Raw genomic sequence first — 21,796 nt, 5'->3', positions numbered from 1 at the left:
TTTTATATAATTACATTGGAGAGAAAAAAATGAATAAAGATAACTTAAATGCAATTAGAATTCTAGGAATAGAAGCAATAAATAAAGCAAATTCAGGTCATCCTGGAATAGTATTAGATGCAGCACCTATGTGTTATGCATTATTTGTAAATCAAATGATTATAAATCCTAAAAACCCAAAATGAATAAATAGAGATAGATTTATTTTAAGTGCTGGTCATGGAAGTGCACTTTTATACTCTATATTACATTTATCAGGTTTTAATGTATCAATTAATGATTTAAAAAACTTTAGACAAATAGGTTCAATAACACCAGGGCATCCAGAATTTGGAATAACAGATGGTGTAGAAGCTACAACAGGTCCTTTAGGACAAGGATTTGCAATGGGTGTCGGTATGGCATTAGCAGAATCTCATTTATCTGAAAAATACAATAAAGACAATTTTAAAATAATAGATCACTACACATATGTTTTATGTGGAGATGGTGATTTGCAAGAAGGGGTTTGTCAAGAAGCAATTTCTTTTGCAGGTAGATATAAACTAAATAAGCTTATTGTTTTACATGATTCAAATGACATTCAACTAGATGCTAAAGTTAGTGAAGCACAATCAGAAAATATGATCAAAAAATTTGAAGCTGCTAATTGAAACACAATTAGAGTTAATGATGGCGAAGATATTGATGCTATTAATGAAGCTATTAATGAAGCTAAAAAACAAGACAAACCAACATATATTGAAGTTAAAACTATTATTGGTTTTGCTTCTACAAATCAAGGAACTACAAAAGTTCATGGAGCACCACTTGGCAATGATATTCAAAATGTAAAGGATAAATTGAATTGAAAATATAATTCATTTGAAATACCTCAAAGCATATACGACTTTTACGAAACAAATGTTTCTAAAAAAGGACAAAAGTGTAATGATGATTGAAATGATTTATTTGCTAAATACAAGTTAGAATATCCTGATTTGGCAAATGAGTTGGAAATGTACATTAATAAAAATTGAAAAATTAATATTGATGAATTATTTAGTTTAAACAAAAATACAACACAAGCAACAAGAGTTAGCTCTGGTGAAACTTTCAATTACATTTCAAGTAAAATAAAAGCTTTTATTGGTGGCAGTGCTGATTTAAGTGAGTCTACAAAAATAAAAGGACCTGATGGAAATTATGACTATAACAATAAATTAGGCAGAAATATTATGTATGGGGTTAGGGAATTTGCAATGAGTGCAATAAATAATGGTATTGCATTACACGGTGGTTTATACCCAATTGAAAGTGGCTTTTTTGTTTTTTCAGATTACATGAAACCAGCTATAAGATTATCTGCTTTAATGGGTATTCAAAAATTAATGGTATTTACCCACGATTCAATAGCAGTTGGTGAAGATGGACCAACACATCAACCAATTGAACAATTAGCAATGTTAAGATCAATCCCCAATATTTCTGTTTACAGACCTTGTGATATGACAGAAACTATTGCATCATATTATGATGCAATTTGTAATAATAAAAATAAACCTAGTATAATATTAGCTACTAGACAAAATTTAGAAGAATTAAAACACAAAGATATAAGTAGGGTAGTAGAGGACGTTAATAGGGGTGCATATGTTTTAGAAGAAGACACAAATAGTACAATTACACTTATTGCAACCGGAAGTGAAGTTTCATTAGCATTAAAAGTCAAAGAAATTTTAAATAATAATAATAAAAAGGTTAAATTAATTTCAATGGTTAATATGAATTTATTTTTAAAACAAGATAAAGAATATATAGAATCAATAATCGATACTAAAACTAAAAGATATTCAATAGAATTGTCATCGACTTTTGGCTGACATAAATTCCTTGGCGATGATGGTTTTGCTTTTGGTATAGATACTTTTGGACACTCTGCGCCTTTTAATCATGTTTTAGATCATATTAATTTTGATCCAATAACTATTGCTAATAAAATTTTAGATATGAATAAGTAAATTTATATGGTATATTATTAATTGTATAATTAAAAGCAAAGTTACTTATAGAAAAAAGGAGAAATACTAATGATACCTTGATGAGCTGGACTTATTATTGCTATTGTTGCTGCAATAATTGGTGGAATTTTAGGTTTTATAATTACAAGAAAGGTTATCCAAAAACAACTAAAAGATAACCCACCTATAAATGAAAATCAAATTAGAGCAATGTATAGAAGTATGGGTAGAAAACCATCTGAAGCAGATATTAAAAAAACTATGAATGCCGTTAAAAGAGGGAAATAACGTAAGGTATAATTATGTTATTGTACACGTTTCAAGATAAAAACTTTAGAAGTACAAATGGATACTTGTTATGCACAGAAAAAAATAATGCGGTTCTTATAGATACAGGTTATAGAGAATATAAAAAAATTATTGATTTTACTATTAAAAAAAATATAATAATAAAAAATATAATAATAACACACGGCCATTTTGGTCATTTTTATGGTCTAAATGAAATATCAGAAGCTCATGATAAACCTAATATATATATTGGATACTCTGATTTATTAAACTTATTTGAACCTCATAAAAATACAAGTCTCCTGTTTGAAGGTGTTGAAGCTTACTCTGTTAAGCCTTTAGACAATCTTAAAGTAGTTTTAAATGATATGACAATACAATTAGATGGTTATGATTTCAAAATATATTTGAGAAAATCGCATACATCTGGTTCACTAGTAATTGAACAAGATAAAATAAATTCTGTATTTTCAGGAGATTTAATAACAAAAGGACAAGACCCTTTAATAATTGGTGCTTTTGAAAAAGGGATCGAAAAATCAGATATTATAAGCACATTGAAATGATTTTTTTCATCATTTGAAACGTCTTATCAAATATATCCTGGTCATGGAGAAAGCAAATTAACAATAACAGAATTTGTAAAAAATGAAATTATATTACAAAAATACTATTTAAAATTTATTGACAAATTTTAAATAGTATTTTACTTTTTCTTAAATTTTGGCTCTGTTCCACTTAATAATCTTTTAATATTAGCCTTATGTTTATAAACTAAAAATAATGTAGATATTGTTGTAACTATATTTATTGTTAAAAAACTGTCATAAAAATTATAATTTTTATTTAAATCATGGAACTTGTTGAACCACACAAAATATAAACCATTTGAATATGCTTTATTAAAGAAATTTAAACCATTAATATCGAAATTATTATTACCAGAAATATATGGAACTCACATCAATATACATACTAATAATGATGCACATATTGATGATAAACTAACTTTTTTAAATGTAAAAAATATTAATAAACCACTAATTATAAAAACAAAAAACAGGATAAAGTTCGTAACTAGAATAAGACCTAAAAAACAACTTACTGCTTTTCCTCCTTTAAATTTATAATATATAGGTCAACAATGACCAATTAATGTAAAAAATAATGGTATATAGAAACTTGTCATATTAAATAAATCAGAATTTATTAAATTAAATAGCAAAGCAACTACAGCAGTTAGTACAACTTTAAATGAATCAAGAAACATTATTAATATTCCTCATTTAAGGCCAATGACTCTACTTGCATTTGTGGCACCTGCATTTTTACTTCCAAGTTTACGTATATCTTGTCCCTTTTTTATTTTTACAACCAAAATTGAAAAAGAAAAACTTCCTATAAAATAACCTGCAATGCATGTTAATATTGTTCCTAAAAACATTCTTCACCTCTTATAAAAAGACTATATTAATAATACTATATTTTATAGCAAAAAATAAAATTTTAAGATAAAATTAAAAGAGATAAATTAAATGGAGTTTAAATATGAATTTTAATATAAGTATAGATAAAATAATATTTGATTTTTACAAAAAGGATGTAAAAGGATTAATTTTAAATAAAAAATTTAATTTAAATACAAAACAACAAAATGATCTTATATCAATAAGCAAAAGTGATGATTGTGGTAAATTATTCAATCAATTAAATGAATATTTTAAAAAGAATATTTGAGTTAATGAATACGAATTAAGTTTAATGTTAACACTTATAACACAAAGATATAATTATTTTTATCAAACTGAACAGGAATGAAATAGATTTTTTGAAAACAAGATTTTTTTAGATAATTCAAGCGATTTAAAGCAAAAAATTCACATTTTCTTTGAAAAACAGATTGATATTTATTCTAATAATTATATAAATATAATAAGTAAATTTAACATTAAATCTTGAAATAAAACACTTTATAAAACTGTTGATGATATTTTTAAAAAAATATTAACACAAAGATTTTTTGATAATAAAATTAAAGTAATTAATGAGTTTATCAATTTTGTTAAAAATACTAAAAAAATTTATTCATATCTAGAAGGAATAGGAATAGAATCAGATAAGCAAAAGTTTTTATCAAATACAAACGAAATTAAGATAATCTTTCAATCAATGAAAGACTTAGTTGAACAAATTATTAAAAAAATAGAATTAAATTAGGTATAAAATGTTTGAAGAATACAATGATATTTCAGTAAAAGACGCTGAAGAAAAGCTAAAAAAAATCGAATCAGAATATGAAGAACTTCTAATTATAGAAAAAAGAAATGATAAAAGAATTAGAAAAGGACTTTTATGGTGATTATTGATTCCAGTAGTTGGGTTGTTTATATATTCAGTGACTTTATCAAAAAGAAGAAATAAAGAGCAAAACTATAAAGATATAGTTTCTATTAAAGAAAAATTAGTTTATTTAGAATTAGAAATTCAATATATAAAAAATAAAGTATTAATTAAAGAAACTAATTAATAGGTGATTAAATGTTAAAAATTCATTACTTCAATTATTTAATAAAATTAAAAGTTATTATTAATGAATCTGTTGTATACATTAGTGATTTTTCAAATTGAAGTACATTTGATAACAATAATATAAATAAATTAAAGAAAATAGCAACTGAATTAAATTGTGAAACAAGTATTATTTTGTTTAGAAATAAACCTTTAAACGAAGGTTTATTTAATATGGATAATATAATTAAGATATCTAAGAATTTAAATATAGATAATTTAATAATATATGATTACAATGATAACTATTTAAGTTTCAATAAATTAGATCTTTTCAATAATATGAATAATGAACTTTTATTTAAAAAAGTATTAATTCCAGAAAATTACTATATTAATAAAGTTTTTAACACTAAAACTTTTAAAGAATTCTATAATGATAATTGTATAATAATTGATGACTTTAATGAAAAAAAACTAGACAGTGATGCATACATATCCATTGTAAATAATGATTTTGCAACTTTTCAAAAGATAACTGGTTGTTTTTATAAAATTGATGGAGTTGTTCAAAAAGGTAAGCAACTTGGGAGAACAATTGGTTTTCCAACAATTAATATAATAATAAAAAATAAACTAATTATTAATTATGGAATTTATGCTTGTTCAGTTTTTATACATCATTTAAATAAAACTTTTATTGGTGCTGGTTGTTATTGGAAAAATGAACTAAATCAAGAGGTATTTGAAGTTCATATATTAAATTTTGATATGGAAATCTATGATTGAACAGTAACGATTCAGTTACTTGAATGACTAAGAAATAATGTTAAAGTTAATTCCTTAGATGAATTAAAACAATTATTAGAAAAAGACGTAAATTATTGTAAGAATAAATTTAATAAGGAGATTTATGAATAAAAGAGATTATTTTTTAGGTTGTCATGTTGGAATGAATGCTACAAACAACTATCTAGTAGGTAGTGTAGAAGAAGCTATAACAAATAATGCTAATACCTTTATGTTCTTCACTGGTGCCCCTCAAAACACACGTAGAACTGAAACTAGTAAGTTAAAAATAAAAGAATTTAATGAATTATTGATTAAATATAATTTTAATAAATCTAAACTTGTATGTCATGGTCCATATACAATTAATCTTGCCAATACTATAAAAAAAGATACTTTTGATTTAGGTGTTAGACTTTTAAAAGAAGAAATACTTAGACTTAATGATATCGGTGTAAGTAAGTTAGTTTTGCACCCTGGAGCAGCCGTTGGAGCTGAACTACAAGTTGCTTTAGATAGCTTAATAAAAGGATTGGATATGGTCCTCTTAGATAAAGATATAATAAATATAGATATTACAGTAGCACTTGAAACTATGTCTGGAAAAGGAACTGAAATATGTACTAACTTTGATCAATTAAAATATGTATTAACAAACTCAAAATGTAATGATAAGTTAAGTGTTTGTATTGATACTTGTCATATAAATGATGCTGGTTATGATATAAAAAATAACCTTAATGATGTTATAAATGAGTTTGATTTGAAAATAGGTCTTGAAAAGCTATCAGTAATTCATCTAAATGATAGTAAAAATGAAATAAATTCTCATAAAGATAGACATCATAATATTGGATATGGAAAAATAGGTTTTGATGTTTTAAATAAAATTGTTCATAATCCTATTTTTAAAAATATTCCAATTATATTAGAAACACCATGAATTAACAATTTCTGTCCATATAAAGATGAGATCCAAATGCTTGATAATTCAACATTTAATAACCCATTTAAAGATTTGATAAAAGAATAAGTTTAATATGATAATATATATATGAAAAGGTGAGCAAAATGAACAGATTTAAGAAGTTATTATTCAGTTTATTAAGTTTATCAATAATTGCAACATCAACTAGTACAATAGTTAGTTGTCAAGTGGCTACTGATAATACTTATAAAAAATTATCTGACATCCAAAATTTATGAGACTATAAGCAATATAAAACTATTAGTGTTGATAGTTTAAATCTAAATAAAGAAAGTAATAATGATAGAGAAGTTTTATCTAATTTAAGTAATGAAATAATAAAGTTAATAGGATTTAGATTTAATAATTTTGATGTAAATGAAACTGAACTAAAAGGTAAAAATACGTTTTTTGGAAATGAATTAGATTTTAATATATATAAATCAAATGACACCTTAACTAAAGCGATATTTTCAACCAGTACTGGTAAAATTAAAGATTTAAAAACTATTTTAGATCACAATTTTTGGGATGATTCTAATAAAAAAGATAATAAACAGGAAATAAGTCTATTTTTTAAGTATAAATTAGAAAATGAATCAGACGATGATTTAAATACTAAGTTCTTAGATTTTAAAATTACTAATAAACCATTATTTGAATATGAATTTGAAAAAAATGGTAAAATTAACTCAATAAAGTATAAAAAATTTGGTAATTTATTAACGCCAGACTCAAGCGGTGAAGTAGAAAATATTAAAGTTGATAGTTATTACAATAATTCACTTTCTATAATTAAAGATGCTAAATTCGAAGATAATGATAATTTTAAAAAAATTAATTCAAATGCAATTCAAAATTCAGTTAAAGGATTATTTTATTCAATTTATCAAAAGTTTGGGTTATCAGCAAATGATTTTGAATTAAATTTAACAAATAAAGAAATTTTAAATGATAAATTAGAATACACAACAATGTTACAACTTTTTACACCTGAAGAATATCTTACATACATGAGTTTACATAACAAGGATATATTTAAAAATTTAAAAAATATAGCAGTTAGTATATTTGATTCATCTGATTCATCTGATTCATCTAAAGCAATTAAAGAAATATTTGGTTTAGATAATGCTAGGTTTATATAATATGGATTTACCAACAATTAATAATAATGTAACATACTTAAAGAAAAGAAGAAAAAATACTATACAAATTTTATATAGATATTTTATATTAGAATGTAAAACAAACATAAAACAAGAAGCTATTGATGGTTTTCAATTATTAAATGAATACGATGAACAGTTTGAAAATTATATTTTTAAAATTTCAGATGAAATAGACAATTTAATTAATATATGTGAATCTAATTTAGATGAAACTTGAAAATGAAAACGTATTCCAAACATTATAAAAGCAATTCTTGTTAATGCTGTATATGAAATTACAAATAATATAACTCCAAAAGCTATTGTAATAAACGAAAGCATTGAATTAACAAGAAGCTATTTACCTAGTTGAGAAACAAGTTTCATTAATGCAATTTTAGATAAAATTTAGAGAGGTAGATATGAATACTAGTGAATTATTACTAACAAATAATAACTTTGAAAATAATTTAAATAAATTTTTTAAAAGATTAAAAAATTTTTTGTATTCTGGTTTTCATAAATATTATTTAGAATTAAAATTCAGTAATAATTCATTTAATGAAAAGTATTTGATTAGAATTATTAATAACTATCTTGCTTATAATTATTTAAAAAAAGAATTTAAAGAAGTTAAAAAAATAATAGAAAATAAATCAATCTTTGATTATGTAAAAAATACAAATCATAATCTAATGAAAAATAATTTTAAAGAAATTATTTTTTTTACTTTAAGTAAAGTAAATGATAACCAAAAGATTGTTTATCAACAAAATATTGAAAAAATTGAAAATAAATCTTTAAATATTTATGTAAGGAATATAGATGAGCTAAATAAATATATTCATTATAAAGAGTTTTACAACAATGAAAATGTTTATGAATTAAGAAAAAATTTAATAAATGATTATTATAAATTTGATCAAAAATATTTTAATGAAATAAATTCATCTCAATTGACTAATTATGATGAAGAATTACATAAACACTGAAATTTATTTTTTGAAAAAATTATTAAAACCCTTAATAATAAAAATTTTGAATTAAATGCATTAGAATTTGAAAATAAATATAAAAAAATACAGTCATTATTTAAAGAAGGTTCACTTTTAATAATTGATTTTAATGTAGTCAAATTTAAAAATTATCAAAATTATTTTTTAAATAGTTCAAATTTTTTTAAAACTATATTATCTAATAACTTAATTGTTTTAACTATAAATAATAACTTTTTATCATTTACTGATTATTTATGTAAAAGAAACTTTACAAATTTAGATGATTTAATTAAGTTTATTAACAATAAGAATAGTTCATTTGATAATTATGACATTATAAATAAAAATATAGATTTAACTAATGATTTTTTAAGTAAGTATTGGGATGAATTATTAGATGATGATAATTTAAAAAAAACCTTTATAGATAAAAATAACGTCAACATCAATGATGATCTAAAACATATTTATACATTACCAGTTAAAAATGAAGTTACTAATTTTAAAAATTACACGCAATTAATTACCGAGCTAACTATTGAAGAAAATTTTGACCTAATAAATATTGATATAAATAAAGTTAAATCTTTATTTAATAAATTTATTAAAATTTTTAACAATAATATCGATAATATTAAAGTAAGTAAAGAAAAAAATGATAAAAATAAACTACAAGAAATAAAAATAAAGTTTGATAATTTAAGTATTAGTGAGCTTTACGAATATTTAAATACCAACTTTCAAAAAATTAAAAAGCAAATAACTTCTAAGGAATTATCTCATGTTGAAGCTTTAGAATTATTTGAATTGCACATAAAAATAAAAAATAGTATCAATAAACTTGAATATTTATAAGGAGTTTAAAATGGATAAAAGTTTTATTAAAGTTAGTGAGCTTAATGAAAAATTAAAATACTCATTAGAAAATGATGATTCCTTAAAATCATTAAGTATTAAAGGTGAGGTTGCCAATCTGACACATAATATTAAGGGTCATATATATTTTTCATTAAAGGATGCTGATTCTAAAATTGATTGTGCAATTTGAAAATTCAATGCTCATAAATTTAAAAACTTAAACATTGAAGAAGGCACAGAAATAATTGCAACCGGGAATATAACCTACTATGTAAAAACAGGAAAAATTACTTATGTTGTAAATGATTTAAAAATTGATGGAATTGGAGAATTAAATATTCTTTATAACAAAAGATTTAATCAATTAAAAGAAAGTGGTTGGTTTAATGACGAAAGAAAAAAACCAATTCCTAAGTTACCTAAAAATATTGGTGTAGTTACAGCAGCAACGGGTGATGCTGTAAGAGATATAATAAATTCAATTAAAAGAAGATTTCCATTAGTTAATTTATTTATTTTTCCCGCAATGGTACAAGGTGATGAAAGTGCAAAAGACATAGCATCCAAAATCCAACAAGCTAACAATTTTAAAACTAAATTAGATGTTTTAATAGTAGGTAGAGGTGGTGGAAGCTATGAAGATTTATGAAGTTTTAATGAAATGGAAGTTTTAAATGCTATTTATAATAGTGAAATACCAATTATAACAGGAATTGGTCATGAAGCTGATTTTACAATAGCTGATTATGTTTCTGATGCTAGAGCTTCAACACCAACTGCTGCAGGTGAAAAAGCAACTCCAGATGTTAATAATTTGCAACAATTATTAAATAATAAATTGAATATGTTTATAGAAAAAGTAAATACACGAATAAATTACTATAAAGAAATTATAAATACATCATCAAAAAATTATATAACAATAATTAATAATAAAATTGAAAATAGTAAAATTATATTAAATAATCAAAGTAACTTAATAAAAAATTTTGTAATTAGTAAGTTACATAAGTATAATGATTCTATTAAAAATACTAAACAAATATATTACAACAGTATTTTAAATAAAATTAAATATCATAAAATAGAAATCTCTAATTGAAATAGTTTGTGGGAGAAATTAATTATAGATAAGCTGAAGGATTGTGGAAATAAATTAATGAATTATCAAACATCAATAAATAGTCATGATCCTAATTTAATTTTAAGTAAAGGCTACTCAATAATTAAAAATAATAATAAAATTTTAAGAAGTAAAAATGATTTTGATAATATTGATATAATCAATGTAACACTAAATGATGGTGATGTTGATTTAAATATAAAGAAAGGAAATTAAAATGAACAATTTTAATGAAATAATAGAAGAAATTAAACAAATTTCAAATAAGCTAAATGATCCATCAACTAAAATGGAAGATACAATTGAATTATTTAAAAAGGGCAATGAACTTATTAAAAAAGCTAAAGAAATGCTCTTAAACATAGAGGGTGAAGTCAAAAAAGTTATGAACGATGGTTCAATTACTGATTTTGAATAAATATTAAAGGTAAAAAACGATGCATAAAGATGAAAATATCATTGAAAAAATAAAAAGTAATAATGACATCGAAAATTTAGAAAATATTGCAAAGGAAATTCGTAGCTTTTTAATAGACTTTGTACAATATAAAAATGGGCATATTGGAAGTAATTTAGGAGTGGTTGAATTAACTATGTCTTTTTTTGCATTATTTGATATAGACAATGATATTCTTTTATTTGATACTGGTCATCAGTCACATGTTTTTAAACTTATTGTAAACGGTATAGAAAAATTTAAATCATTAAAAAATTATAAAGGTTTAAGTAATTTCCAAGAATTTAATGAAACTAAGTATGATTGAATAAGTAATGGTCATTCTTCAACTGCTTTAGCATATGCATTAGGTTATGGTATATTAGGTTTTAAAAAAAATATTGTGGTAATGATAGGTGATGCTTCATTTTTTACGTCTTATACTCATGGAACACTGTTAAACATAAAAAAGTCAAAAAGCAGAATTATAATTTTTCTAAATGATAATAATGAATCTATTGGTACTTCATCACCAAGGGTTGAAAATATCGAAAAATATTGTGAATCTTTAGATATAAGATATATATATTGTGAAAATGGCAATGACTTTAAAAGTATTTTTAAAGCTATTAATAAAACCAAAGAATTAAACAAGAATACATTGATCCACTTTAAAACAACTAAAGCAATCGGTTATAATGGTGCACTACCATTGTTGTATAATCATACTGCAGAAAAAGAAGTTGAAAATACTTATCCTAAAATAATATCTAAAGAAGTGGAAAAATTATTTACAAGTAAATGTTATTTATTATCACCTTCAATGCTTTATCCCTCAGGTTTTATGAACTTATCACTTAATTTTCCAGAAAACGTTATTGATTTAGGTATCAATGAAGAAATTGTTCTTCTTGTTGCAAATGCGCTTTCAAATGTTAATAAAAAGGTTATTGTTTCTATTTATTCTACATTTACACAAAGAATAGTTGATCAATTAATACACGATATAGCAAGGAATAACAACAATGTTAATTTCTTAATCGATAGGGGAGGTTTAAGTTTCAGTGGGGGAGTTAGCCACCATGGTATTTATGATATTTCTATAGCTTCTAATATTATAAATAGCATAATATGTCAACCTTATGATTATAATGATGTTAAAAACCTAGTTAAATTAATGTTTAATAATGAAAGTAATATTTTCTTTTTGCGTTACGAAAATAAAGAAATTATTAATACCGAAATTGTATCAAAATTTAATATTGGAGATTGAGATTTCTTAATTTATAATAATAAATACAATAAAACTTTAATATCCTATGGTGTTGTATTAGAAAAGTTAAAAGAGTTTATTAAAAAAAATAATTTAAAAATTAATTTAGTTAACGCTAGATTTATAAAACCACTTGATATTAATCTTTTAGAAAAAATAAGATATAATAAAATATATGTTTATGAGGAAGTTTTAGAAACTAACTCATTATATGAAAAAATAATAAATTATTATAAATCAAAAGCTGATGTCTTTGGATTTAATATAAAATCAAACAAAGTTATGCACGGTAATGAAAATGATTTACTTAAAGAATGCTCATTAGATGTAATTAATATTTTTAACTTTATTACAAAGGACTAAGAACATGGAACATAAAATAGCAGATAGAAACTATTTTTTAGAAAAATTACAGAAAGATAAAGAAATAAATAATATTTTAGAAGGATTAACTAACCAAGAAAAAAAAGATGCTCTTAAAGATATCCAAGAAATAAGAAAAATATTACATTTAAAAGAAGCTGTAGATAAACAAATAATTAAGGAATATTCTGACCATATAATTGTACCAACAGGAACAGAAGATACACTAATTAGAGAATTAAATATTTTTAATAAACAAATGTATAGTGACTATCCAACTTTCTATACTCTTGATTTTGATGATTTAGAAAAAAAAGATGAAAAAGAATTAAAAACAATTATAAAACCTCAAAGCATTATACAAGAAAAAACTTTTAAAAAAAATATATTAAATTTATCACAACCACATATTCAAGAGTCTACTCAAGATTTTTCTAATTTATCAGAAGACATAATAGACATAAAAAATGATAATGTTATTCAAGATGCTAATGAAGAAAAAAATGAACTATTCGAAACTTTTAAAAACTTTGAAACAGTATTATCAAACAATCCTGTAAAGATAAAAGTAGAACATTTTGATAATTTATTAGTTGATTATAAAACTGAAGGAAAAGAATTACTAAATAATCAATCTGATTTAGTTGTAAATAGCGAAGACGAAAAAAGGATTGTAATTTCTTCTATCAAGGAGTCATTAGAAAATGGTAATTATCATAAATTAAATTTAAAAAAATCATTTTCACTATCATATTCTAAATATATGCAAAGACTTAAAAATCTCAAAAAAAATATTATAAAAACTTATGGTTCAGAAATATTCACAAGAATAAAAAATGTCATTCAAGAAGAAAATGCTCTTTATTCTAATATAGATAGATCTAATAAAATAAAACAATTAAATCTAAAAAAATTTAAATACAAAAAACGTAAAACAAAGTTTTAATATAAAGGAAAGTTATGAAAGAAAGATTAGATCAAATAATTGTTAATAAATGTTTGCTTGATAATAAAAGTAAAGCTAGAGCATTTATAATGGATGGGAAAGTTATTGTAAATAATGAAAAAGTAACTAAACCAGGAACTATGTTTGATTCTGAAAAAGTAATAATAAAAATATTAAATGATCAAAATGAATTTGTGAGTAGAGCAGGAAGAAAACTTCAATCAGCTGTTGAATATTGACAAATAGATTTATTAAATAAAGTTTGTCTAGATATAGGAAGTTCTACTGGGGGTTTCACTGATTGTTGTCTAAAGAATAATGCTAGTAATGTTTTCGCAATTGATGTTGGTACAAACCAACTTGATTATAAATTACGTACTAATTCAAAGGTTATATCTATGGAAAATACTAACTTTAGATATGTTAACAAAGATAATTTTGATAGAAAAATAGATTTTTTTTGCTGTGATGTTTCGTTTATATCATTAGAAAAAATATTGATACCTTTAAGAGATATAGTTGAGGAAGGTACAACAGGTGTTGTTTTAATAAAACCGCAATTCGAATGTGATAAAGAGGATATTAAAAATGGAAAAATAAATTCTAAAGACAATCACATAAAAGCTATAAAAAGAGTAGTGAACTATGCAATAGAAAATGATTTTAGAATTATAGACATGAGTTACTCACCAATATTAGGCAACAAAAAAAAGAATATAGAGTATTTATGCTATATAATAAAATCAAAAAATGATATAAAATATAATTTTGATGAAATCAAAATATCAAATTTAGTGAAAGAGTGTTGAATACATTTTTATGATAAACAATAATCAGAAAAAAAATAAAGTTATTTTTTTATTAGACATGGATGCATTTTATGCAGGTTGTCATATTGCTAAAAATAAAAATTTAGCAAATACTAACTTAGTAGTAAGTTCACCAAATCGTAGATCTATTATATTAACTGCAAGTTATAATGCAAGAAAATATGGAATAAAAGCAGGAATGCCTATTTTTCAAGCAGAAAAATTATGTAATAATTTAACTATTGTAGATGTAAACTTTCAACTATATATTGACTATTCAGAAAAGGTTTTTGACCTAATATATTATAAATATACAAAAAAAATTGAAGTTGCTTCAATTGATGAATGCTATATAGATGTAACTAAAGTATGAAAAAAATATGGTAGTGTAAAAAAACTAGCTTTAGAAATTATTAAAGATGTCAAAAACAAATTTGATTTAAGTTGTTCTATAGGTGTAAGCACAAATAAATTCTTAGCAAAAATGGCTGTTGACTTTAACAAACCATCTGGTGTAACTGTTTTATTAGAAAAAGATATTGAATCAAAGATTTGACCAATGAAAATAAAAGATATGTTTATGGTAGGGGAAGCGACTGAAAAAATATTGATTAATAATAATATAAAAACGATTAAAGACCTTGCAAATTCAAATGTAGACTTCATTTATAAAATACTTGGAAAAAGAGGCTTAACACTATGAAATTGAGCAAATGGTATTTCTGATGATGTTGTAGAACCTGATAAGAATGATTTAAAAAATATTGGTAATGAAATGACTCTTAACTATACTACTACAGACTATATAGAAATAGAAACATTAATTTATGAGTTATCAAGCAAAGTTTCAGATAGAGCTAAAAAAAGATTCTTATCAGGAGATACTATCTCAATAAGTCTAAAATATTTAGACGATAATTTAACAAAAGGATATAATAAAAACGAAAGAAAAAAACATATAACAAAACAAGAAAAATTATATAAAAGTACAAATAATCTTGAAGAGATATTCACCATAGCTAAAAAATGTTTTTATGATTTATGAAAAGGGGAGCCAGTTCTATTAATTGGAGTAAGGTTGTCTAATTTAAAGAATATGATAAATTCTTACGAACAATTAGAAATTAAAAGTTGGAATTATGAAAATATTATTAGTATAAATACTAATTATAGTAATGATTTAATATATGATTTAAAAAATAAGTTTGGTGATAATGTAATCTTTAATGGAGAAGCATATAATAAATATAAAACAAAAAATTTAGCACAATCAAAATATATTAAGTTAGATGACATACATCTTTCTAATGATCAACTATTAGAAAAATGAAAAAAGTAGTTTAAATCCCCTATTTAATTTAAAAATTATATTTCTTTTTTTATAGTATAATTAAATTAATATTTTTTTGGAGGAATAATGAAAAACCCATTATCTACACCTAAGTTTTGTCAAAAACATTTAAAAATACATGTATGTGAAGAACAAAATATATTTAAAAAATCAGAATCAGTAGAAAAAAGTTTAAGTGAAAAGGTAAGACGTCTTCATGGTATTCAAACAGAAGAGGAAATAAATAAACAGAAGAAAAATAGTAAACCCAAACCTGGAACTATTGAATATATTTTATCAAAAGCAAAAGCTAATATTAAAAAGGAAAAAGCTAAAATAAAAAATCTACCTGAAGAAGAGGGTATAACTAAGATTGATGAGTCTGAACTAACAACTCGTATGGAAAGTTTAAAAAATAAACTATTAAATAAACAAGATGATGTTAACGATAATAATTTAAAAACTTTTAAAATTAATAAAAAAAGTAAAAATATTTATGATATTAAAGTTGAAACTGATATAAATTTTTATAATAAGCATGATAATACTTTAGAAGTTAGTTTAAATAAATTGAACAAAAAAGTTCTAAAAAGATTAAATTTAGAAGATAATATAAATGGTGAAAAAGTATCAGAAGATGAAACAGTCACTTTAGTAAAAAGCACTATTGAGGAAGTTTTAAAAGAAATTGGTTATGTAAAAAAGAAAAAAAATACTAAATAATATTGAATTCATTCAGTATTTTTTTTATAATTTTCATTCCCCTTTCAAAAAAATCATTTTCAAGATTATTTTTTATTTTATAATCATATTTTATTTTTTTGATTATTTTCTTTTGATAACTAAATATATTTTTTAACTGCAAAAAATTTGTTTTAATTCCATCTCTATCTAAAATATTTTTAAAATATAATCTTTTTGATTTAACATTGCATTTTATATATATTTTTTTATGAAAGTTAATATTTAAACCATCAATTAAAGATGATTCAATTAGTATAACTTTAATTTTATTTTCATCCGTTAACATAATTTGTTCTTTTATTTGAATAGATATTTTTGGTCATATAAAATTACTATATATAAAATTTAATTTATTGTTATTAAATAATAATTCTCTAAATACTTTTTTATCAATTTCATTTTCAACTAAATTCATTTTGAACTCTTTTACGATAAATTCTTTTACTTCATTATTGAATAATAAACTTTTACCTATATCATCAGAATTTATATAAGTAAAAATTTTCCTTAAATCTGAATTCATTATATATTTTGCAAATGATGTTTTGCCACTACCTATTAAACCATATAAACCGATTATTAACATCTTTACCCCTATTGAAAGTTAATTAAACTCGAAATATTTTTGATAAAATCATTTATAGCTATTTTTTCAGGAGATATTTGCTTAATTAAATTAATACAAGTTTTTCTATAATTTATATAATCTTTTTCAAACTTATACTTTTCTAATAGTTTTATAAAATTATTTTTATCGTCTAAACTGCTAAAAGTAGTATTCAACCTATTTTTTAAACAATAACCTACCTTTGCAAGTATTTCACTTTTATATGAAGATAAAATAAAAATTTGTTCTATTTTGAATTCAGCTTTTAGTAAGTTTCAAGTATTTATTGAACTTTGATACTCCCCTATTAATTTTTGTAATTCATTTTTCATTCCTTTGAAATAATTTATTTTTGGATTAGTTACTAATTGACTCAATAAGTTAACAAATCTTTGTTCTGTATTGGTGTATCAATTTACTATTTCTTGAACATACTTTCCTATTTTTTTTCAATTGGTTTTCTGAATCACACTATATTTTTCTAAAAGAATTCTTGCTTCATTATATATGGGTATTTTAGTATTGTTAGATGATTCTAATAAAGAAATAAAATTTTTGTAAAATAATAAAACTCTAGCTTGAATTTCTGAACTTGTTTTTTTATTAAGATCAATTTTTTTATCTATATATTTTTTTGAAACATTGTTATTTAATTGAACACTTTCATTAGACGAAATGTCTAGATCTCGTATTACTGATGTATTAATAATTCCTCAACTACATTCACCACAAATTGTTCCAATAAAAGCAACTAAAAAGAAAATAAATTGAAATATTATAGGAAACAAAATTCAAAATCATAAAAATATTTCACTGTTTTCTCCATATATACCTTCTGTTGACTGAGAAAATAAGCCATATGTTAGTCAATAACAATTTTTAAATTGACCATTTAAAACATTTGAAAAATGAGTAATAGATTCCTCAGTTAAAAAAGGAGAATTACTAAAACCTATAAATCATGTTGCACCAAATAAAAATGGAGATGCTGATAAATAACTAAAAATTGTAGTAAAAAATAGAACTACTAAAAAAAATCAACCTATTACCATTGTTAATTGATAGCTTCTAATAGGTTTTACAATTACAGGTATACCTTTTCTATTTTTTGTTTTTTGTCCCTTTGAATGTATTATTATTCTAAATAACATAATTAAAGTGAAAGAAGCACCAATAATTAATGGTAATCACACTATTAACAAAAGATCTGATTTAACAGCAAAAACACCATATTCATTCATTTTATATAAAAAAGACATGACTAATGTATAATCATTATTATAAAATTCATTTACTTTATCAAGATTCTCTTGATTAATAATTGGTGAAAATAACATTGTAATACCAAATAAAAAAATAATAAAAGAGAAAATTGTTAATGAAGTTAGCATAAATACAGTTTTTTTATTTTCTTTTAGTATCTTAATGTTTGACATAATCACCTCATAGTAAACAATATATATTATACTATATTTTATTACTATTATAAATAATGCTTGTTGTTACATTAAATATAAATTTCAAAAAATGAGCTTTATTAAATTAAAAATATTCTAAAAGCCTACAAATCAATTAATTTAAAAGAAAATAAAGCTTTTTTAGATAATTAAAGAATAAAATAACACATGTATATATTAATTAAAAATTATTTTATTTTGTAAAGATTTTTTTTATTTAATTTATTAAAAAACTAAGGTTTATGTTCATTCATTAATAAATGTTTATGTTTTAATTAATACTTAATCTATTTTATTAGTTTGAAATTTAATAAAGTTTTCAAAATCTGATTTCAAATCCCTATAAGTTAAACAGTCATTAATTAATTGAACTTGTTCTTCAGTTAATTCAAAACTTTTATAATAAAATCTTTGATTATCCGTGAGAGAGATTCCTTCTTCTTCGATAACATGTTCTGGTATTAAACAATGAGGTATTATTTTTTTGTTCATAATATTATTAGTAAAATATCTAAAATACGGTCTATATTCACCTCTTCCAGGCCCAAGATTTACTACACCAATTGAAACTTTTGGGTCAACTACAAAAAAACTTATTAGAGTTTTTTTTGTATTGTTATCTATAAAGTTTGCTATAGTTTTGTTTGTTAACAAAAATAACTTTCGATCTAAATTTGATACTTTAAAAAATTTAAAAAATGTGTTATTAACAACATTATGAAAATAAAAATCAATAAACTTATAGTTTTGTTCATTTAACATCTTTAAAGGAACAATAATTGTTTTTTCATAATCAATAACATTAAATTGTATTCCATTACTTTCTATGAAATCATATAAACTTTCAAATGTTCTTTTACTAAAAATATAATCATACATTTCAAAAATAACATAACTAATTATATTTAATAAAACGTTTTTAATGTTATTTTCAATATTTTTATCCAATACATCTATTGTTCTATATTTTTTTAAATCACCATCAATAGAAAATTTATACTCTCCATTAAGTATTGTAATTAGAAAGTAAAAGTATTTTAAAAACAAAAGTTCTTTACTAGTTAACTTAATTTGGTCATCATTAATTTTTAATCTTTTTTCAACAATAGCTTTAGCAACTTTTGCAATTTGATTGTATTGTTTAAGTATTTGATTTGAATCAAAACTTTCATTATTATCAAAAATAATTTTTATAAATGACTCATTGACAACATCAATTTCTTCAACATTGTCAGTTTCAAAATCAATATATTTAAAGTACAAAGAACCATCTGGTTTTTTACTGATTCAACTATCTAAAAACTCAGTTGGCAATATTAAGTTTTTCTTAATTACTTTTTTTTCCATCTTCTATCCTTACTTATCTGCATTTATTAAATCTAATTGTTTTTGAGCTGATATTTTTGTAGCTGTTATTATTGTATTTGATAAAATATCAATAATAAAATATATATCGTTTTTTGGAGATTTAATATATAATGTTTTACTAGTTTGAAATGAATAATTAGAATTATCAATCATGTTAGCAATTATATCTCTAATTAAGAACTCATCATTTTCTTTAATTGATAACCTTTGTTTTATTCTTTGCATAGCATGTGTGGATAATCCATATTTATGTTTATAATAATAACTCATAAATCTCCTTAAAAACTTTATAAAAAATGCTAAAAAATATTATTTTTTAGCATTTATATTATTATATACCTATATTTAAATGTTATTCACTATCTTTATCTTCATTTTTATTTTTTTTATTCTTGTGATTTTTAATAGTATTCATAAATTCACTAATTTCTTCATCAGATTCATATAATGATTTATCAATATCATATGATTTACCTTGCATAGCTGCATTGATATAATTATTATATTCATTATTAGCTTTGATTAATTTATTTTTATCTAAACGTGGATTAATAACAATTACAAAAATTGCCATTCCACCACATAATACTTCAATAGTAAAGAAAATTCAAAACATTACTTTTAAAGCACCATAAGCAAGTGAACTATTTAAACTATTAGTCATGTTATTAATTGCATCACTAACACTAGCATCTTTTAATCAATTTGCTATTTCTTCAGTAGTTTTGAAGCCCATAACTGACTGACCCAATATATTTGCTATTGAAGTTGAAGTTACATTAGATTTTCCAAAATAAAATTGAAAAAGGCCAATAAAGTTATAAGTAATCATACCAACTATAAAAATAATTGCAATTGGTATGAATCAAGGGACTAAATATTTATCTTTATAATTTCTAGGTGGTTGTATTAAAAGATACGCCACATATGCAGAAAACAAAAATATAATAAGTATACTAAGAACACCCATTACACTAGATATAAGAGGAATTGAAAAAGAATAAGAAAGTGGTCAATTTAAACCTTCAAAATTGCTAAATTTTTCAATGAACTCATTATTAAATCCTCATTCTTTAAAGGTGTCAGCTGATTCAATGTTATACTTAGAAAAATTTAAAATACCTGTAATAATGAAATACAAGATTACAAAAGCTGAAAAAAGTCCCATTAAAATCATCTTATATAACTTAGTGTTTTTAGGTTTAGAATTATATGGGTAAAATCTTTGATCTTGAAGTGGATGTAGCAATACTTTTGAAGCATTAAAAGCATTTGAAGAGTTGTTATTAGAATCATAATTAGGTTGTTCAACATCCTTATCTACTACTTCGGGTTCAACATATACATTTTCTTCATTATTTGAAGTTTTTATAAAGCCCTCAGGTAATATTGAATAAGATTTTATAATTTCTTCATCTATATCGTGGTTATCGTTTAGTTTTTCTCTTTCAATTTTATAATTATTAAAACAAAATGTTTGGAAAAAAATCAGATCAGATAAGATATCTTCAATTTTTTTGTTGTCTGGTTTAATAAACTTAATTTTTTCTTTATATAAATTAACTAATGTTTTTCCGAAATTTGAACTTCATTTTTTATCTTTATATAAACAACTATGATTAATTTCTAATGCTAATAAATTATCAACAAATAAAGTGTATTGCTTCTTTAATTCTGGGTCTTTAAAACTATTTTGTTTTAAATCATCATTTTTTAATGCATTAGATAAGTTAATTATTAAGTCACTATATATTTTGTTTGGTTCCACTTTACTCTAC

23 protein-coding genes are annotated in these 21,796 nt (G+C 22.4%); 17 read left to right on the top strand and 6 right to left on the bottom strand.

Annotation, left to right across the window (positions count from 1 at the left end):
* Positions 1-29: 29 nt before the first annotated feature.
* The 3 genes from tkt (at position 30) to STURON_RS02620 (ending at position 2,989) form a co-directional block, all read left to right on the top strand.
* Positions 30-2,000 carry a transketolase gene (gene tkt, locus STURON_RS02630; RefSeq protein ID WP_075048334.1) on the top strand — a complete coding sequence of 657 codons (1,971 nt, stop codon included), beginning with the start codon at positions 30-32 and terminating at the stop codon, positions 1,998-2,000.
* Positions 2,001-2,069: 69 nt separating this feature from the next.
* On the top strand, positions 2,070-2,288 hold the full coding sequence (locus STURON_RS02625; protein ID WP_075048333.1) for a YneF family protein: 219 nt from the start codon (positions 2,070-2,072) through the stop codon (positions 2,286-2,288).
* 14 nt (positions 2,289-2,302) lie between these two features.
* A complete protein-coding gene (locus STURON_RS02620) occupies positions 2,303-2,989 on the top strand; it encodes an MBL fold metallo-hydrolase (RefSeq protein WP_075048332.1) in 687 nt (228 codons plus the stop codon).
* An 8-nt stretch (positions 2,990-2,997) separates the two neighbouring features.
* Here the strand turns inward: STURON_RS02620 and plsY are convergent, their stop codons facing one another.
* Positions 2,998-3,735: a glycerol-3-phosphate 1-O-acyltransferase PlsY gene (plsY, locus tag STURON_RS02615; protein WP_075048331.1), complete on the bottom strand. Its 738-nt coding sequence runs from the start codon at positions 3,733-3,735 to the stop codon at positions 2,998-3,000.
* Positions 3,736-3,839: 104 nt separating this feature from the next.
* Between plsY and STURON_RS02610 the strand changes: the two genes are divergently transcribed.
* From STURON_RS02610 to STURON_RS02545, 14 genes are all read left to right on the top strand, one after another.
* Positions 3,840-4,508 (top strand): hypothetical protein, encoded by a 669-nt coding sequence (locus tag STURON_RS02610; RefSeq protein WP_075048330.1) that lies wholly within the window; start codon positions 3,840-3,842, stop codon positions 4,506-4,508.
* Positions 4,509-4,515: 7 nt separating this feature from the next.
* Positions 4,516-4,818, top strand: coding sequence for a hypothetical protein (locus STURON_RS02605; RefSeq protein ID WP_075048329.1), 303 nt, complete (start codon positions 4,516-4,518; stop codon positions 4,816-4,818).
* 11 nt (positions 4,819-4,829) lie between these two features.
* Positions 4,830-5,720, top strand: coding sequence for a riboflavin kinase (locus STURON_RS02600; protein ID WP_075048328.1), 891 nt, complete (start codon positions 4,830-4,832; stop codon positions 5,718-5,720).
* On the top strand, positions 5,713-6,621 hold the full coding sequence (locus STURON_RS02595) for a deoxyribonuclease IV (protein ID WP_075048327.1): 909 nt from the start codon (positions 5,713-5,715) through the stop codon (positions 6,619-6,621). Before STURON_RS02600 ends, STURON_RS02595 begins: the two co-directional genes overlap by 8 nt.
* Before the next feature lie 38 nt (positions 6,622-6,659).
* On the top strand, positions 6,660-7,703 hold the full coding sequence (locus tag STURON_RS02590) for a Vmc-like lipoprotein signal peptide domain-containing protein (RefSeq protein ID WP_075048326.1): 1,044 nt from the start codon (positions 6,660-6,662) through the stop codon (positions 7,701-7,703).
* The gene (locus tag STURON_RS02585; RefSeq protein WP_082236176.1) at positions 7,687-8,118 is read left to right on the top strand and encodes a transcription antitermination factor NusB; all 432 of its coding nucleotides are present in this window, start codon (positions 7,687-7,689) and stop codon (positions 8,116-8,118) included. The genes STURON_RS02590 and STURON_RS02585 overlap by 17 nt, the downstream gene beginning before the upstream one ends.
* A 10-nt stretch (positions 8,119-8,128) precedes the next feature.
* A complete protein-coding gene (locus tag STURON_RS02580; protein WP_075048325.1) occupies positions 8,129-9,559 on the top strand; it encodes a hypothetical protein in 1,431 nt (476 codons plus the stop codon).
* Positions 9,560-9,569: 10 nt separating this feature from the next.
* Complete coding sequence (gene xseA, locus STURON_RS02575; protein ID WP_075048324.1) at positions 9,570-10,901, top strand: exodeoxyribonuclease VII large subunit; 1,332 nt, start codon at positions 9,570-9,572, stop codon at positions 10,899-10,901.
* Between the two features lies 1 nt (position 10,902).
* On the top strand, positions 10,903-11,103 hold the full coding sequence (xseB, locus tag STURON_RS02570; RefSeq protein ID WP_075048323.1) for an exodeoxyribonuclease VII small subunit: 201 nt from the start codon (positions 10,903-10,905) through the stop codon (positions 11,101-11,103).
* A gap of 19 nt (positions 11,104-11,122) precedes the next feature.
* Positions 11,123-12,757: a 1-deoxy-D-xylulose-5-phosphate synthase N-terminal domain-containing protein gene (locus tag STURON_RS02565; RefSeq protein ID WP_075048322.1), complete on the top strand. Its 1,635-nt coding sequence runs from the start codon at positions 11,123-11,125 to the stop codon at positions 12,755-12,757.
* A 4-nt stretch (positions 12,758-12,761) separates the two neighbouring features.
* The gene (locus STURON_RS02560; protein WP_075048321.1) at positions 12,762-13,703 is read left to right on the top strand and encodes a hypothetical protein; all 942 of its coding nucleotides are present in this window, start codon (positions 12,762-12,764) and stop codon (positions 13,701-13,703) included.
* 14 nt (positions 13,704-13,717) lie between these two features.
* Positions 13,718-14,536 (top strand): TlyA family RNA methyltransferase, encoded by an 819-nt coding sequence (locus tag STURON_RS02555; RefSeq protein WP_075048320.1) that lies wholly within the window; start codon positions 13,718-13,720, stop codon positions 14,534-14,536.
* Positions 14,523-15,851, top strand: coding sequence for a Y-family DNA polymerase (locus STURON_RS02550; protein WP_075048319.1), 1,329 nt, complete (start codon positions 14,523-14,525; stop codon positions 15,849-15,851). Before STURON_RS02555 ends, STURON_RS02550 begins: the two co-directional genes overlap by 14 nt.
* Before the next feature lie 78 nt (positions 15,852-15,929).
* On the top strand, positions 15,930-16,565 hold the full coding sequence (locus STURON_RS02545) for a hypothetical protein (protein ID WP_075048318.1): 636 nt from the start codon (positions 15,930-15,932) through the stop codon (positions 16,563-16,565).
* Here the strand turns inward: STURON_RS02545 and STURON_RS02540 are convergent.
* From STURON_RS02540 to STURON_RS02520, 5 genes are all read right to left on the bottom strand, one after another.
* A complete protein-coding gene (locus tag STURON_RS02540; RefSeq protein WP_075048317.1) occupies positions 16,558-17,172 on the bottom strand; it encodes a dephospho-CoA kinase in 615 nt (204 codons plus the stop codon). The genes STURON_RS02545 and STURON_RS02540 overlap by 8 nt on opposite strands.
* An 8-nt stretch (positions 17,173-17,180) precedes the next feature.
* Positions 17,181-18,629, bottom strand: coding sequence for a hypothetical protein (locus STURON_RS02535; protein WP_075048316.1), 1,449 nt, complete (start codon positions 18,627-18,629; stop codon positions 17,181-17,183).
* A 303-nt stretch (positions 18,630-18,932) separates the two neighbouring features.
* A complete protein-coding gene (locus STURON_RS02530; protein WP_075048315.1) occupies positions 18,933-19,997 on the bottom strand; it encodes a hypothetical protein in 1,065 nt (354 codons plus the stop codon).
* Positions 19,998-20,006: 9 nt separating this feature from the next.
* Positions 20,007-20,288, bottom strand: coding sequence for a hypothetical protein (locus tag STURON_RS02525; protein ID WP_075048314.1), 282 nt, complete (start codon positions 20,286-20,288; stop codon positions 20,007-20,009).
* 82 nt (positions 20,289-20,370) lie between these two features.
* On the bottom strand, positions 20,371-21,786 hold the full coding sequence (locus tag STURON_RS02520) for a hypothetical protein (protein ID WP_075048313.1): 1,416 nt from the start codon (positions 21,784-21,786) through the stop codon (positions 20,371-20,373).
* Positions 21,787-21,796 lie beyond the last annotated feature (10 nt).

Source organism: Spiroplasma turonicum (genome assembly GCF_001262715.1).
Classification (GTDB): domain Bacteria; phylum Bacillota_I; class Bacilli_A; order Mycoplasmatales; family Mycoplasmataceae; genus Spiroplasma_A; species Spiroplasma_A turonicum.
This window is presented reverse-complemented; position numbering and strand designations above follow the sequence as displayed.